Annotated in this window: 10 protein-coding genes and 1 pseudogene; 10 read left to right on the top strand and 1 reads right to left on the bottom strand. The window is 41.9% G+C overall.

Going from position 1 to position 15,446, the window contains the following annotated elements; translation table 11 throughout:
* Positions 1 to 2,436, top strand: a pseudogene (locus B2863_RS06080) (DNA-directed RNA polymerase subunit beta'); the annotation flags it as partial.
* A gap of 166 nt (positions 2,437 to 2,602) precedes the next feature.
* Positions 2,603 to 3,127, top strand: coding sequence for a DUF6586 family protein (locus B2863_RS06075; protein WP_296208234.1), 525 nt, complete (start codon positions 2,603 to 2,605; stop codon positions 3,125 to 3,127).
* Between the two features lie 159 nt (positions 3,128 to 3,286).
* Here B2863_RS06075 and B2863_RS06070 read toward each other — a convergent pair whose 3' ends face one another.
* Entirely contained in the window at positions 3,287 to 5,923 is a 2,637-nt protein-coding gene (locus tag B2863_RS06070) for a penicillin-binding protein 1A (RefSeq protein WP_296208232.1), read from the bottom strand.
* Positions 5,924 to 6,116: 193 nt separating this feature from the next.
* On the opposite strand from B2863_RS06070, the gene pilM reads away from it, so the two are divergent.
* The 8 genes from pilM (at position 6,117) to B2863_RS06030 (ending at position 14,632) form a co-directional block, all read left to right on the top strand.
* Positions 6,117 to 7,172 (top strand): type IV pilus assembly protein PilM, encoded by a 1,056-nt coding sequence (pilM, locus tag B2863_RS06065; RefSeq protein ID WP_296208230.1) that lies wholly within the window; start codon positions 6,117 to 6,119, stop codon positions 7,170 to 7,172.
* On the top strand, positions 7,172 to 7,831 hold the full coding sequence (locus B2863_RS06060) for a PilN domain-containing protein (RefSeq protein ID WP_296208229.1): 660 nt from the start codon (positions 7,172 to 7,174) through the stop codon (positions 7,829 to 7,831). Before pilM ends, B2863_RS06060 begins: the two co-directional genes overlap by 1 nt.
* Positions 7,828 to 8,547, top strand: a complete 720-nt coding sequence (locus B2863_RS06055; RefSeq protein ID WP_296208228.1) for a type 4a pilus biogenesis protein PilO — start codon at positions 7,828 to 7,830, stop codon at positions 8,545 to 8,547. Before B2863_RS06060 ends, B2863_RS06055 begins: the two co-directional genes overlap by 4 nt.
* The gene (locus tag B2863_RS06050; RefSeq protein WP_296208227.1) at positions 8,547 to 9,080 is read left to right on the top strand and encodes a pilus assembly protein PilP; all 534 of its coding nucleotides are present in this window, start codon (positions 8,547 to 8,549) and stop codon (positions 9,078 to 9,080) included. Before B2863_RS06055 ends, B2863_RS06050 begins: the two co-directional genes overlap by 1 nt.
* Positions 9,081 to 9,107: 27 nt before the next feature.
* Positions 9,108 to 11,462 (top strand): type IV pilus secretin PilQ, encoded by a 2,355-nt coding sequence (pilQ, locus tag B2863_RS06045; protein WP_296208226.1) that lies wholly within the window; start codon positions 9,108 to 9,110, stop codon positions 11,460 to 11,462.
* A 203-nt stretch (positions 11,463 to 11,665) separates the two neighbouring features.
* On the top strand, positions 11,666 to 12,226 hold the full coding sequence (gene aroK, locus B2863_RS06040) for a shikimate kinase AroK (protein WP_296208225.1): 561 nt from the start codon (positions 11,666 to 11,668) through the stop codon (positions 12,224 to 12,226).
* A gap of 77 nt (positions 12,227 to 12,303) precedes the next feature.
* The gene (aroB, locus tag B2863_RS06035; protein WP_296208224.1) at positions 12,304 to 13,410 is read left to right on the top strand and encodes a 3-dehydroquinate synthase; all 1,107 of its coding nucleotides are present in this window, start codon (positions 12,304 to 12,306) and stop codon (positions 13,408 to 13,410) included.
* A gap of 130 nt (positions 13,411 to 13,540) precedes the next feature.
* Positions 13,541 to 14,632, top strand: coding sequence for a hypothetical protein (locus tag B2863_RS06030; protein ID WP_296208223.1), 1,092 nt, complete (start codon positions 13,541 to 13,543; stop codon positions 14,630 to 14,632).
* Positions 14,633 to 15,446: the final 814 nt, after the last annotated feature.

Raw genomic sequence — 15,446 nt, 5'->3', positions numbered from 1 at the left:
AACCAAGAGATGACGAAGAAAAACATCTCTCGTTTGATCAACTCTTGCTACCGTAAAGTTGGCGTAAAAGAAAGTGTTATGTTTGCTGACCAATTGATGTATCTTGGTTTTGCTCAAGCAACACTATCTGGCGTGTCTATCGGTATCGACGACATGGTCATTCCACCACTTAAGAAGCAAATCATCGAAGTGGCAGAAGGCGAAGTTCGCGAAATCGAAGATCAGTTCGAGCAAGGCTTTGTAACTGCTGGTGAGCGCTATAACAAAGTAGTTGATATCTGGTCACGTACCAATGACAAAGTCGCTAAAGCGATGATGGACAACTTGGCAACAGATAAAGTTATCAACGCAAAAGGTGAAGAAGACGAGCAGAAGTCATTCAACTCTATCTTTATCATGTCAGATTCTGGTGCTCGTGGTAGTGCGGCACAGATTCGTCAGTTGGCTGGTATGCGTGGTTTGATGGCGAAACCAGATGGCTCAATCATTGAGACGCCGATTAAAGCTAACTTCCGTGAAGGTTTGACGGTACTACAGTACTTCATCTCAACTCACGGTGCACGTAAAGGTCTAGCAGATACAGCACTGAAAACAGCTAACTCAGGTTACCTAACTCGTCGTCTAGTTGATGTGGCACAAGATTTGGTTATCACTAGCGATGATTGTGGTACTGAAGAAGGCCTACTCATGAAACCACATATTCAAGGTGGTGAAATCATTGAGAAGCTAGGTGAGCTAGTACTGGGTCGTGTGACTGCTCGTGACGTTACTTATAATGACGATGCTGATAAAGTATTGATTCCAGCTGGTACATTGATCGATGAGTACTGGGTTAACGTCCTTGATAACAACGCAATCGATGATATCTGGGTACGTTCAGTAATTACTTGTGATATCGAACATGGCGTATGTTCACAGTGTTATGGTCGTGACCTTGCACGTGGTCATAAAGTGAATATCGGCGAATCAGTCGGTGTTATGGCAGCTCAGTCTATTGGTGAGCCAGGTACTCAGTTAACCATGCGTACGTTCCACGTGGGCGGGGCCGCGAGCTCAGCCTCTGTAGACAACAGCATCTCTGTACGTAATGCTGGTCAAGCGCACTTTGAAAACATGAAAACAGTACAGCATACCGATGGTCACTTAGTCATTGTATCGCGTTCAGCTGAAATCGCATTGACCGATGAGCTTGGCCGTGAGCGTGAGCGCTATAAAGTACCGTACGGTTCAAGCGTACTTGTGAAAGACGAAGAGCAGGTTGAAGGCGGTCAAACTATCGCTAAATGGGATCCGCATACGCATCCAATCATCACAGAATTTGCTGGTACAGCACGCTTCAGTGACATCACTGACGGTATGACTGCAACAGTAAAAGTTGATGATGCGACTGGTATGAGCTCATTTGAGATTCTAGCTACTCGTGACCGTTCAAGTTCAGCAAAAGACTTACGTCCTGCGATTATCTTGAACACTGACGAAGGCAAAGAAGTGGTTTACTTCTTACCAGCTGAAACTATCATCCGCGTGAGCGATGGTGAAAAAGTAGCAGCAGGTTCGATTCTAGGCCGTGTACCACAAGCGTCTTCTGGTACAAAAGATATTACCGGTGGTCTACCACGTGTTGCTGACTTGTTCGAAGCACGTCGTCCAAAAGATCACGCCATTATGGCAGAAATGACTGGTGTGGTTAGCTTTGGTAAAGAGACTAAAGGTAAGAACCGCTTCATTATTACTAATGAAGATGGTGAAGTACATGAAGAGCTAATCCCGAAATGGCGTCAAATCAACGTCTTTGAAAACGAGACGGTAGCACGTGGTGAAGTGATCGCTGATGGTCCACAGAACCCACATGATATCTTACGTTTGAAAGGTCAGACTGCACTTGCTGATTATATCGTCAACGAAGTACAGGACGTTTATCGCTTGCAGGGTGTAAAAATCAACGACAAGCACATCGAAGTTATCATTCGTCAGATGTTGCGTAAAGTTGAAATCACTGACGGCGGCGATTCAAGTCACTTCAAAGGTGATCAGGTCGAGTATGCAGATATCAAAGCATTGAATGCTAAGCTAGAAGCGGAAGATAAATTCCCAGTACAGTTTGAGCGTCAATTACTAGGTATCACCAAAGCAAGTCTAGCAACTGAAAGCTTTATTTCAGCGGCTTCTTTCCAGGAAACAACCCGTGTACTAACTGCGGCTGCTGTGACTGGTAAAGTAGATGAGCTACGTGGTCTGAAAGAAAACGTGGTTGTTGGTCGCTTGATTCCTGCAGGTACTGGTCTTGCTTATCATAAAGCACGTAAAGAAAAAGCAGATCAGAAACTACAAGATAAAGATTTGAATGCAGCGTTTGATATGACTGCAAGCACTGATAGCAAAGACTTTGCAAGCTTCGACGAAGCATTTGCTCAAGAGTTAAATCAAGATAATTAATCGTATTAAGTATTTTGATTCATTCTTAATTTGATAAAAAAGCCAGCCTAAGTTGCTGGCTTTTTTGTGCGTATAAAAAACTGAGAAAGGCATGGTGCTATTATCTAAAAAAATAGTACACTGGAAATATGCTCTAATTCACTATTCATAAAAGGATAATTAGCAAATGGCAGGTAAAACTCGCGTCGCCAAATATCAAGCAGATCGGACCAATCAAAAGTTATATTTTTGTCGTTTATCTTGCCAATCTGCAGGAAGTACCAATGATAAGCAGTTATACCAAGCACACTGTGAGACTGCTATTTTTCACTTGCATGGTGCTTTGCTAGCATTTATTCAGGAGCTCGGTCATTTCTATAGCCTAAATATGACGGCGCCAACTTTGCTCGATATTGAGCAAGCACTGAGCGAGCGTACCCAAGTATCTCCTGAGATTCAGCGTTTGCAGCAATTACAGCAGCAAGGTTTTATTGCCAATATAGAACGTGCTTATCAGCGTTGTCTTTATGCAGTACCGCCAGATACTATCGTCGATGAAGCGCCAAGCAGCCATTTAGCGTCGCCAGACTTGATTGTCAATGTCGTCACTTTATCTAACCAATGGCTGCCTGATGAGACCACAATACGAGAATGGCGTAATCAGCTTTTAGAGTTGATTGAACAACTGCGTGCAGGTATGGTTGAATTCTAATAGGAAGTAAACCAGAAGATTTAGTCTCTGATAGCTATTTATTGAACAATTTGAAAGTATGATTAAGTAGGGTAGGCCATAGTCTACAGCGCATAAAAAAGGCTTATTCAGTCATTACTGAATAAGCCTTTTTCTATTGATTAAGAATTGTCTTGTTTGTTACTCTGGCATCGGTGGCATACTTTCAACGGGCGTCACTGTCAATGGATTTTCCGGTACGCTATCATCACTACGATTGTTGCTTGGTTTCGTTGATGGTGGAGTACGGGTATTTTCAGTAGGCTCTGGAGCCGAAGGCTTACGCTGCTGAGTTTGAGTCTTAACTGGCTTGGCTGATTTCTTGGCGTCATCATCAACTAGGATGCCATCATCAGTCATCTCTATGATACTTTGCTGTTGCTTTCTGGATTTTGAGCGGTTATTGATAGATACCCATTGGCTTGGCGTGTCTTTGAGCTGGGCTTTCATAAAGTCCATCCATACTGGTAGCGCTGCCACACCACCATATTCACGGCGGCCCATAGTAGATGGTTGATCGAATCCCATCCATACTACTGTCGCATTGGTAGGATGAAATCCTGCAAACCACGCATCTTTGGCCTGATTGGTGGTACCAGTTTTGCCACCGATATCATCACGTCCTAATGCTTTTGCTCTTACCGCTGTACCGCGTTGGACTACATCGCGTAGTATATCTGCCATCTCAAAAGCGACTCTCGGTTGCAGTATACGAGGTGCTTGTTTGGCTCTCACATATTGTACGGCAGGCGCTTTTAGACGGTCTGATTGTGGACCTGCGTTATATACCGTTAAATCAAGCTCTTTATCTGTTGTTTCGCTATCATCATTACCTTCTAATGATGAATTATCGGTAGTTATTTCATTAGTACTATCATCAAGCGCTTCAATTGACTTCTCATACTCTTCAACTAAGCTGCTATTAACCTTTTCAAGTTTTTCGTTAAAGCATAGTGCACATGCTTGACGTGGATTTGCCTGAAACAACAGCTCGTTTTTATAATTGTAAATTTGTTCAATAAAGTAAGGTTGGACACGATGACCACCATTCGCGAAAGTTGAGTAAGCCGTAGCCATTTGTAAAGGTGTGGCTTGCCCTGCTCCGAGTGCTAATGATAATGTTGTCGGCAGCTTTTCTTTATCAAGACCAAATTCATCTAATAGGTTGCGCGTACTTGAGATACCGATAGCTTGTAACAAGCGAATAGATACGAGGTTACGCGACAAATATAAACCGCGACGTAAAGTGATATCACCTAAGAAACGTTCATCAGAGTTTTTAGGTTTCCAGTCACCTACTTGGATAGCTTTATCAGACACTATGGTATCTGGGCGATAACCTTTCTCTAAAGCAGCGGTATAAACAAGCGGTTTGATGGTTGAGCCGGGTTGACGCCAGCCTTGTAGAGCGCGGTTGAACTTACTGTGGTTAAAATCAAAGCCACCGACCAATGCATTTACAGCACCAGTCTCTGGATTCAACGAGACCAAACTTCCTTGAATTTTAGGTATTTGACCTAATTGCCAGTTGCCATTCGAAGTAGGTATCACACGAATGATATCGTTTTTCCTAACAACTTGACTGGCATTGCTAGGGTAATAACCAATACGGTCAGCAGAAATATATTTACGTGCCCATTTCATACCAGACCAATTAACGGTCACTTCTTCACCGGATTGTAGGACTGCGTCAAAACTACGAGAATTGACTTTAGTCACTTTGGCAGGAGACATATTGCTGTAGCGTCGGAAGTTCTCGAGAGGCTCATCATTTGCTTCAGCCCCGCGCCAACCATGGCGATGCTCATAGGCAATCAATCCTGTTACTACTGCTGCTTCTGCATCTGTTTGTGCTTTACTATCTACTGTGAGACGTACGCGCCATCCACCGTGCATAACTTGATCGCCATAACGTTCGACTAAAGCAGCGCGTGTCATTTCTGCTAAATAAGGCATATTTACATCGAGCTTTTCTTTATATAGGTTGATACCTATAGGAGAGTTGACCGCTTCATCGTACTGAGCTTTGGTAATATAGCCAAGCTCATGCATGCGTCCAATAATCCAGTTACGGCGAGTCAATGCGCGGCTAGGATTGGCAACAGGGTTATACTTAGAAGGGGCTTTTGGTAGACCTGCTAACATCGCCATTTCAGCAATAGTTAGATTGTCTAATGACTTACTATAATATTTTTTGGCTGCAGCGCGGATGCCATAGGCGCCTTCACCTAGATAGATCTTATTGACATATAGTGTCAAGATGTCATTTTTGCTCAGTTCGTCTTCGATCTTCCGCGCCAAAAACAACTCTGTTAGTTTGCGGTTTAAAGTACGTTCTGGACTTAAGAAATAGTTTTTAGCGACCTGCATCGTAATGGTAGAGCCACCGGTTTGACCATCGTCATCAGTGACTGCTTCGGTGACAGCGCGACCAAGACCTTTAATACTAATTCCGCTATGCTGAAAGAAAGAAGCATCTTCGGCTGCTAAAAAGGCATGAGTTAAATCTTCAGGAATCTCATCAAAACTAACTGGTAACGATAAACGATTGCCATATTGGCCGATTAATTTATCATCACTACTATAAATCTGTAATGGCATTTCTAGTTTGGCTGTTTTAATTTCTTGCGTACTAGGTAGGGTTGGTGACAAATACATTGCCATTCCATAGAAACCAATAGGTACAGCAAGTGCTAGAACAACTGCCAATGCTAGGCAAGCGATAAAAAGTCCCACTAAAAAACGAATGAGACGAGCAGTAGCATTTTTCTTGGCCATAATAAGACTTATTAGTTAGAATTTGTAGCAGACAATATTATTATACCTTGAACAAAATGAGCAGGTAATAATAAATGTGTAAGTTAGCCTTAATATATTTTTAAATGCTTGAATCTATCAATTAAGTAAAGTATTGTATTCAATTATTACAAATAACTATCAGATTGTACACTTAATATAAGGTATAGAGTTTGTGAGGCTATTTACTTCGAAAAGTCGACATTTGATTGGTGTGGATATTTGTGCCACCTCAGTAAAGTTGGTTGACATACAGCGCCAACAAGGCATGTTCCACCTAAAATCTTATGGTATTGAAAGGCTACCAGAAGGTGTCGTCATTGATAAGCTTCTAGCAGATACAGAGGCAGTTGGCAACATTATAACGAGTCTGGCAAAACGTTGCCAGGTATCGGGTAGTAGTGCTGCAACTGCGGTCTCAGGGTCTGCAGTGATCACTAAAATCATAGATATGGATATGGCACTTAGCGATGTTGAGCGTGAGGCTCAGATACGTCTAGATGCTGACCAATATGTGCCTTATCCATTAGAAGATGTCAACTTAGACTTTGAAGTATTAGGACCATCTTTGGTCAGCGAAGATATGGTTCAGGTATTGCTTGCTGCTTCTCGCTCGGAAAATGTTGACCAACGTGTAGATGCTTTAGCGTTCGGTGGGATGCAAACAAAAGTCATGGATATCGAATCGCATGCAATTGAACGTGCATTTGGATTGATGGTAGATAGTCTCCCAAATGTACCAGAACTGGTGGCTTTGATAGACATAGGTCATAATCAAACTACTTTATATATCGCCAAAAATGGTGAGTTTATCTATAGTCGGGAACAACTATTTGGAGGTGTTCAATTAACAGAAGCCATACAAAACCGCTATGGCTTATCGGCAGAAGAGGCGACGCTGAGTAAGCGCGAACGTACCTTACCTGATGATTATTATCCTGAAGTTTTGACACCCTTTATAGAAAACACTATTCAGCAAATCACTCGCTCTCTACAGTTTTACTTCTCATCAAGCCAATATAGCAGCATCGATCATGTGGTGCTCGCAGGGGGAAGTAGTTCCATTGCAGGTCTCGCTGGTATGGCACAACAAAAGCTAGGTGTAACTGTCAGTGTTGCTAATCCATTTACTAATATGACTATTGCACCAAATATTGATAATGAGCAATTGGCTATTGATGCTCCAAGTTTAATGGCTGCATGCGGTCTTGCGTTGAGGAGCTTTGACTAATGGCTCGTATTAACCTTTTACCTTGGCGACAAGAAGAACGTGAACGTCGAAACAAAGAGTTCATCACTTTAGTAGTTGCAGTTACGTTGCTAACTTTATTGGCAGCCTTTGCTTCATGGAGTTATTTTAACAATGAGCTTGATGAACAGCTTGATGCCAACGCTTTGATCGAACAAGAAAATACTCGCTTAGACACAGCATTGACTGAAATTGATAGTTTAGAACAGCGTCGTGACGATATTATTTCACGCATGCAAGTTATTCAAGATTTACAAGGTCGACGTCCTGTCCCTGTACGCCTATGGGATGATCTTGCTAAAGCTATTCCACCAGCGCTATATCTAAATAACCTTAAACGTGAAGGCGATGTCTTAACTTTAACAGGTTTAGCAGATAATCCAAATATTGTATCAAGCTTAATCCGCAACCTTGATAGTAGCAAATGGATGGGTAACTCAGCAGTAAGTAACATTCAACAGAATATTACCGCTTATCAAGCTGCACCAGCTCTCAATAATACAGTTGAGACAGGTGAACAGCCACGTCCTGTGTATCCTGAAGACAGTTACGTACAGTTTATAGTGACGACTAAAGTCCAGTCAGAGACACCTAACCCTGATGACGCTGATACTAGTGCTAGTCTTGGAGGTGAGTTATGAAGCTTATCCGTAAAAAAAGCCTCACTAAAACTAAAAAATCTGCTTTAAAACCGAAAAAGCAATTTGATTTAAATGAGTTTCGCCGTAGCTTTGAGTCGTTAGATTCAGAAAATTATGGCAGTTGGCCATTACCAGTCAAGGTGACAGTAATTGGCCTTATTATTATCTTTATCGCAGCTTTGTCATGGGCCTTACCGATTAGCAGCAAAATTGATGCAATTAATGCTGCTGAGGCTCAACAACGAACCTTACTTGATAGCTATCGTGAAAAAGAGTCGCGCGCTCGTCATTTAAAAGCTTATCAGGCGCAAGTGGTTCAAATGGAAACTGAGTTTAATACTTTATTAGATCAGTTGCCAAAAGATACTCGTGTGTCAGAATTGGTAGAAGGCATAAACATGACAGGCGTTGGTAGTAATATCCGTTTTCAAGATATTTCAGTAGAGCCTGAGATTGAAAATGAATTCTTTATTGAGCAACCAATACGTATTGCTGCGTTAGGTGAATATCATCAGTTTGGCAGCTTTATTAGTGGTCTTGCCGCACTTCCTCGAATTATTACGATGCATGATTTTGAAGTCAGTAACCCGCAGCCTACTTTGGATGTTTTACCAGAGCTTAACTTAGTCTTGCAAACTAAGACTTATCGCTCTAAAGAAGCGGCTCCTGAAGGTGATGAAGCCGTTGCTACTGATGCAAACGCAGGAGGCAACTAATGAGTATTCAAAAAATGCCCATGCTATTGGCTTTAAGTATTGCTGTTTTATCTATGACAGGGTGTAGTGACCGTATAGGTATGGCAGAGCAGTCAATGACTGATATCCGCAATCAGCCTGCACAGCCTATTGAGCCGCCACCCAAAGCTGAACTAGTAGAGGATTTTGTTTATAGCGCTAGTTCGCAGCGTAGTCCTTTTTTACCGCCAAGCTTGGTCAGTGTGCAAGGGGCTAGAACCTCTATTGAAGGTGTACGTCCTGATATTAACAGAATAAAAGAACCACTTGAGCAGTACGAACTGTCGCAACTGATTTTTCGAGGTGTAGTAATTTCGCCTGAAGGTCAGCGATATGCGTTAGTACAACGTCCCGACGGTTCAGTTGCCAGTGTTAAAGTAGGCGATTATCTTGGAATGAACGACGGCCGTATTGTTGAAATCACGCCGACCCAGATTAACTTGATTGAAATTGTGCCAGATAGCCGCGCAGGGTTTGTAGAAAAACCCCAGTCGCTGGTATCCCCTATAAGCTAAGTCGGCAGATTTTTTGAGGAATAAATAATGACAGTACGCAATAACAAGGTAATGATGATGAGCAACCGCGTTTCTTCTGCTTTTGCTATTTCAGCACTGGCAGTCAGTATGGTGGCTGTGACTAATAGTGCTTATGCTGCACAGCGCATTGATAGTGTTTCTGTAGTACAGACTGCACCTGCAGTGACTCAAATGCGTTTGGGATTTACAGGATTGCCAGTATTGCCTGCAGCCTATCAGCTTGATGATCCTAGTCGCTTAGTCCTAGATTTCGAACAAGTACAGAATGGGCTTGCTAGCCGCTTCAACGAATATAACGTCGGTGCAATCAATGATGTGACTACGCTAAGTAGCGATAGTACCACACGTCTCATTGTCGGTTTAAAAGAGTCAGGAAACTATACGACAGCGATTGAAGGCAATGATTTATTACTGACAATTACTGATCCTAATCGTCCAGTTATTACTAGCGACCCGATTCAAGATGTACTTAATAACAATAATAGTATGACAACGACCGCAGTCGTTACGCCTATTGTTGAGACCTCTACTGTACCAGTGGCACCTGTACGTACTACGAGCAAGGCAGTAGTAAAAAATGAAGTGCCAGCTGATACGATGGTAGTGAGAGTAAACCCACTATTAAATCCGCAACTCGCTGCTTCACAGGTAAGCAAACAGTATAGCTATGATGGACTAAGTGCAGTCAATTTTTCGGCAGGTAGTGATGGAGGTGGCAATGTAAGTGTTGTACTTGCTAACGAAGCCATCCCAGTAGATGTACAGCGCCAAGGTAAAAAGCTTGTCATACGTTTGACTGGTAGCACAGTTCCGAGAAATTTATTACGTCGTTTGAATATTAATAGTGGTCTTGTTGATAGTGTTGATACTAAGAATCAGGGTCAAAACGGTGTCGTCACCATCAATATGACGGATGACTACGAGTATCAGGCTTATCAATCAGGTAACCAGTTAAATATCAGTATCAAGAAACCTGAATTGTTACGTGAGCCAACGCTTGAAGAAAGAGTCTATAGTGGCGAACCCTTATCGATGGAGTTCCAAGATGTTGAGATCCGTAGTGTCTTAGATATTTTGGCACAGTTTACTGAGATGAATATCGTTGCGAGTGATTCTGTTGCTGGCAACATCACTTTGCGTTTGATCAATGTTCCTTGGGATCAAGCGCTTGATATTATCTTGAAAAGTAAAAATCTTGGCAAACGTGAAAATGGTAATGTGATTTTGGTTGCGCCTTCTACTGAACTTGCTGAGCAAGAGGCTCGCGAGCTTGAAGCGCAGCAAGCTGTTGATTCGTATGCGCCTTTACGCAATGAATATATTCGTCTGAACTACGCGAAAGCACAAGATGTATTGACTCTTATTTCTCAAGGCAGTGGATCATCTAGTAATAGCGGCAATAACTCCAACAGTGCTGACGATAACAATACGTTATTATCTAATCGTGGTACGGTAACGATTGATGAACGCACCAATACTTTGATTATTAAAGACGTGGCTGACAGCATTGAAAATATCCACAAACTAATCAGTAAAATTGATATTCCTGTTCGCCAAGTTATGATCGAAGCACGTATCGTTAGCGCGTCTGATACCTTTAGTAAAGAAATTGGTGTACGTTGGGGTATATTATCAAACGGTGCAGCCAACAACCGTAGTTTATTGGTTGGTGGTAGCGATCAAACCCTATGGGATCTAAAAGATTTCGATGTAGAAACAACGACGGTCAATGGTCAAACAGTTTCTTATCCTTCGTATGACATTAGTCGTCCTGATAACTTAAACGTCGACTTAGGCGTTTCCAACCCAGCAGGTAGTATCGCTTTTGGTTTGCTCAGTATGTCTGATGTAATGCTTGATCTTGAGTTGTCAGCGCTACAAGCGGATAACCGTGGTGAAGTTATTTCTACACCAAAGATTCTGACCGCGGATAAGCAGACAGCGAAGGTTTCTTCTGGTACTCAGATTGCTTATCAAGAAGCCTCAGCAAGTGGTGCAACAACGACTAGCTTCAAAGAGGCTGCGTTAAGTTTAGAGGCTACACCAAATATAACGCCAGATGGTAAAATTGGTTTAAAGTTGGTAATCACAAATGGTACTCCGACTATTATTAATAGTCAGGTTGCAATTTCTCAGGATTCTATTTCAACCAACGTCATTATTGAAGATGGTCAAACTGTCGTGTTAGGTGGAGTTTTCAAGAACCGTACCAATAACGAAGTAACTAAGGTCCCTTTCTTAGGTGATTTGCCTTATATCGGTCGTGCCTTCCGTAAAGATGTACGAAGCAACACTAAAGAAGAGCTACTTATCTTTGTGACTCCAAAGCTTATTAATGATGGTACTAGCCGTATTAACTGATTTAGTTTTTTTAATCTTTCATTGAAAAAGTAAGCCATAGTGCTTGCTTTTTTTATGCGCGAAATTAGTGGTTTTAGCGTTGCAATATTTATGTAGGCACTGATGAGTGGTGTGCTCTAAATTTTACTCACAATAATCACGGCTCATTACTAGCCAGAATAACAATGACGTTGTATCATACCTAATTTAGCTGAGTAAGTATTATGGGGCAGGAATTACCGTCGGTGTTTTTAGTGGGTCCGATGGGAGCAGGGAAGACCACAATCGGAAAACTGCTTGCCAAGCAGTTAGGTCGCACTTTTGTAGACAGTGATTGGTATATTGAATCGCAGACAGGTGCCGATATTGCTTGGATATTTGCCAAAGAAGGTGAGGCAGGTTTCCGTGAACGTGAAACGCGTGCCATTGATGAATTGACCCAAAACTCTCAAATCGTATTAGCGACCGGTGGCGGTGCAGTTATGTGTGCTGAAAACCGAGAATTCCTAAAACAGCGTGGCATCGTCGTTTATCTTAATGCACCTGTTGAGGTGCAGCTGGCACGCACCTCTAAAGACAAGTCTCGACCATTATTGCAGCAGCCTAATCCTAGAAAAATACTGCAAGAGTTATACAGTGCTCGCGATCCACTCTATCGCCAAGTCGCCCATATTATTATGCCTACTGGTCACACGTACCCACGCCACATGGTCAATCAATTGATGCAACAGCTAGAATCATTCGTCGACTGCACTACCGACGCATCAGCGCACCAAGAAGACTAGTAATAGACTGGCAACTACGATATTGATATGCAGACTCAATTACTTTTACCTCATCGAAAATGCTTTAGGAGTATCACATGGTAATGCCGTTTCATGATGGCCTAATAGTTCATACGCAAAGTCATGATTATCCTATTGTCATTACTGAACAATCTGCGACTGAACATAGCAGTATGGCGAAGCAAATCGCACCTTATGTCAGTGGTCGTCAGGTTTTGATCGTCACTAATGACACTGTGGCACCTTTATACTTAAAAGCATTAGAAGATGAGCTAGCAGAGCAGTTTGTGGTAAAGGTGTGCGTACTGCCAGATGGAGAACAATACAAAAATCAGGCAAGTATTGATCAGATTTATGATGCGCTGATGACAGAACACTTCAATCGCGATGTGACACTTATTGCCCTTGGCGGTGGTGTGGTCGGAGATATGACTGGCTTTGCTGCTGCTAGCTTTATGCGTGGTGTAAACTTCATTCAAATTCCAACGACGCTATTGTCACAAGTAGATTCTAGTGTTGGTGGTAAAACGGGTATCAATCATCCGCAAGGTAAAAATATGATTGGTGCTTTTTGGCAGCCGCAAATGGTGCTTGCTGATATGAGTACGCTTAAGACACTGCCTGCGCGTGAGTTGTCGGCTGGAGTGGCCGAGATTATTAAATATGCCCTTATCATGGATGAGGCATTTCTAACGTGGCTTGAGGCAAACTTGCCTGCAATGATGGCGCTTGACTTGGCAGTACTTGGTGAAGCTGTAAAGCGCTGCTGTCAGTACAAAGCCGATGTAGTGGCACAAGACGAAAGAGAGTCCGGTGTGCGCGCGCTATTGAACTTTGGTCATACTTTTGGTCATGTAATTGAAACACATGAAGGCTATGGTAATTGGTTGCATGGCGAAGCAGTAGCGGCTGGTATGGTACAAGCAGCTGAGCTATCGCAAAAGATTGGCTGGTTAACTGATGATGAAGTTGTACGTATTAAGCGTGTTTTAGAATTGGCAAACTTACCTATTACGCCACCAGCTATTGGTGTAGACACTGCTCTAGATGTAATGGGACACGATAAAAAAGTGAAACACGGACAAATCCGCCTAATTTTGTTAAAATCAATAGGCGATGCGGTAATGACTAATGAGTTTGACAGCCAGTTATTACATGAAGTTTTGTCAAAACATAGCGCATAACGTCTCAAGAATTTATCGTTTATATATTTATACTAAAATCTCGTACTTATAGCCAACTGGTTAGCTGTACCTCTGTTTGAATAAGCATTTATACCATGCTGTAAAACATGTGTTTACCAAGGACCGCCTCATGGCAACATCAAAAACAAAAACGCGTACTGCTAGCCAATCATACAGTCGTCAAGCACTGATTTGGCTAATAGTGACCCTACTTTTAGGGGTGGTCACAGCGTTAGTATGGATGTTTAGTCAAACGCCAGCCATGGGTGCCAAAATTGAGAATGCACCGATATCAGCGCCAGAGATTTTGAATGAAGAGTTTGAGCAACCACTAAAAGTCGAATCGCTACATGAATTAGATACGGATGTACAACCGATTAACTTTGATGCAACGATTCGAGATTTGCGCGATTATCCTGATGAGTTCAAAGACAAGCGTTATCTGCTGGCTAACAAAGGCAAGTGGACTGTTCAAGTAATGAATGTCGCTGAAAACGATGTGATTGTTAGTTACCTAGAAGGTCGTCAAGATCGTGATAAATTTGCTTATTTCCGTTATCTTGATGATGAAAAACAAGTCCGTTATATGCTGACTTATGGGATTATGAGCAGTCCGCAAGAAGCGGTAGGGGCAGCAAAGTTAATAGACTTTAAGTTACCTACAAACGTACGTGTATTGCCAGAAGAGATTAATCGGTATGTCAGTATTATTGATAATTATGAGCGTCCTGATCCAGTAAAAGATCTAAGTATGAAACGTACACGTGCCGTCGATTTAAAACCTACTAAGCGCGAAGTGCCTGCTCGTTTGCAAGAAGAAGCTGATGACGCTGCTGCTCAAGCTGTTAGTGCTAATAGTAATCGAGGTAACCAAGAAAGCGCTAATAGTAGCAGCACTCAAGAGAGTATTCGTCAGTCGGTAGATACCTCTGCCACGTTATCTGTTAGCGAAGAGCGTACAGTTGGTGGTGAGACACAAACAATATCTGAAGCATCGCCAAAAGATGAAAACAACGCAAGTAAGCCCGCGGCATCAGAAAATAAAAAGCCTGCGGCACCGGCGGAGAACGCTACTAGTAAAAAGCCACCAGTCGTGCCAACACCTAAGCCCCCTAGCAGCACGAACAATAATTCAAATGCTAATGGTAAAAGTGCTAACGCTAACCCTCCCAAAAATAATAGCGATAGTATAAAAGCGCTAATAGAAGACAAGAGTAATTAATTTTTGCCTGATTAATTAAACCCACTAGCGATTTAGTTAGTGGGTTTTTTTAGCACTATACAAAATAATTTTATCTTCATGATAAACGGCAAGCTACTACTGTTAAGTATTATCAAAGCCTTTTACTAACTGTCACTTATATGGTTTGCATTAAAATCTTAATAGTAGTTTTATTTGTCTCATAACCAATAGTAATAAGTCCTCTTACAATTTATGGCTGATGAATCGATAGAAAAGACTAGATTTTTCGACAATCATTAACTAATATAACTGTGGGCGACGTTCTGTATAGTTATCGTAAAAAATGTCTATTTAACAACTATTTAGTGGTTTTTTCTTAGTTTTTAGAGTTCTTTACTAAATATTATTGTCTCAAGCGCGGTTACTTACTATCTATAATAAGGTTATCGTAAGTGACGCAACCTCTCTTATTGTCACTCTTTTTAGGGTAAACAAAGTGCTTGAATACAGAGCGTCAGATATTCAAGATAAACAAGTGCACCGTTATTAAGTTATTGTATGCTTAGCGCTAAATGCTAGACATGACAACATAACAAATGATGCTTAAATGAATGGCATTAGATATCACTGATTGAGTAACTGGCATTTAAGGGCGTAGATTCTCCCGTTGCCAAGGGCTGCTACTTACTATCTTTTGATACACGGACCACATGTCAAGACATCAGCTAATGACCAGGAGGGTCAAGGGTTTTACTTTCTCTTAGAGTATGATGTCTATCGAGCATTGCACTATTTGCCAATTCGAACACACGAATATCCACTATCAGCCCGTTCTGCTTACGGGTACCAACTT

It is taken from the genome of Psychrobacter sp. UBA3480, assembly GCF_002377945.1.
GTDB lineage: Bacteria > Pseudomonadota > Gammaproteobacteria > Pseudomonadales > Moraxellaceae > Psychrobacter.
The sequence above is the reverse complement of the archived record's forward strand: the minus strand, read 5'-3'. Positions and strand labels throughout refer to the sequence as shown.

What these genes read in the sequence shown, in the direction of transcription:
- aroB (WP_296208224.1), top strand. Translation starts at nt 12,304, where the DNA reads ATGGTAATGCCGTTTCATGATGGCCTAATAGTTCATACGCAAAGTCAT.
- B2863_RS06050 (WP_296208227.1), top strand. Translation starts at nt 8,547, where the DNA reads ATGAGTATTCAAAAAATGCCCATGCTATTGGCTTTAAGTATTGCTGTT.
- B2863_RS06055 (WP_296208228.1), top strand. Translation starts at nt 7,828, where the DNA reads ATGAAGCTTATCCGTAAAAAAAGCCTCACTAAAACTAAAAAATCTGCT.
- B2863_RS06070 (WP_296208232.1), bottom strand. Translation starts at nt 5,923, where the DNA reads ATGGCCAAGAAAAATGCTACTGCTCGTCTCATTCGTTTTTTAGTGGGA.
- pilQ (WP_296208226.1), top strand. Translation starts at nt 9,108, where the DNA reads ATGACAGTACGCAATAACAAGGTAATGATGATGAGCAACCGCGTTTCT.
- B2863_RS06060 (WP_296208229.1), top strand. Translation starts at nt 7,172, where the DNA reads ATGGCTCGTATTAACCTTTTACCTTGGCGACAAGAAGAACGTGAACGT.
- B2863_RS06030 (WP_296208223.1), top strand. Translation starts at nt 13,541, where the DNA reads ATGGCAACATCAAAAACAAAAACGCGTACTGCTAGCCAATCATACAGT.
- B2863_RS06075 (WP_296208234.1), top strand. Translation starts at nt 2,603, where the DNA reads ATGGCAGGTAAAACTCGCGTCGCCAAATATCAAGCAGATCGGACCAAT.
- aroK (WP_296208225.1), top strand. Translation starts at nt 11,666, where the DNA reads ATGGGGCAGGAATTACCGTCGGTGTTTTTAGTGGGTCCGATGGGAGCA.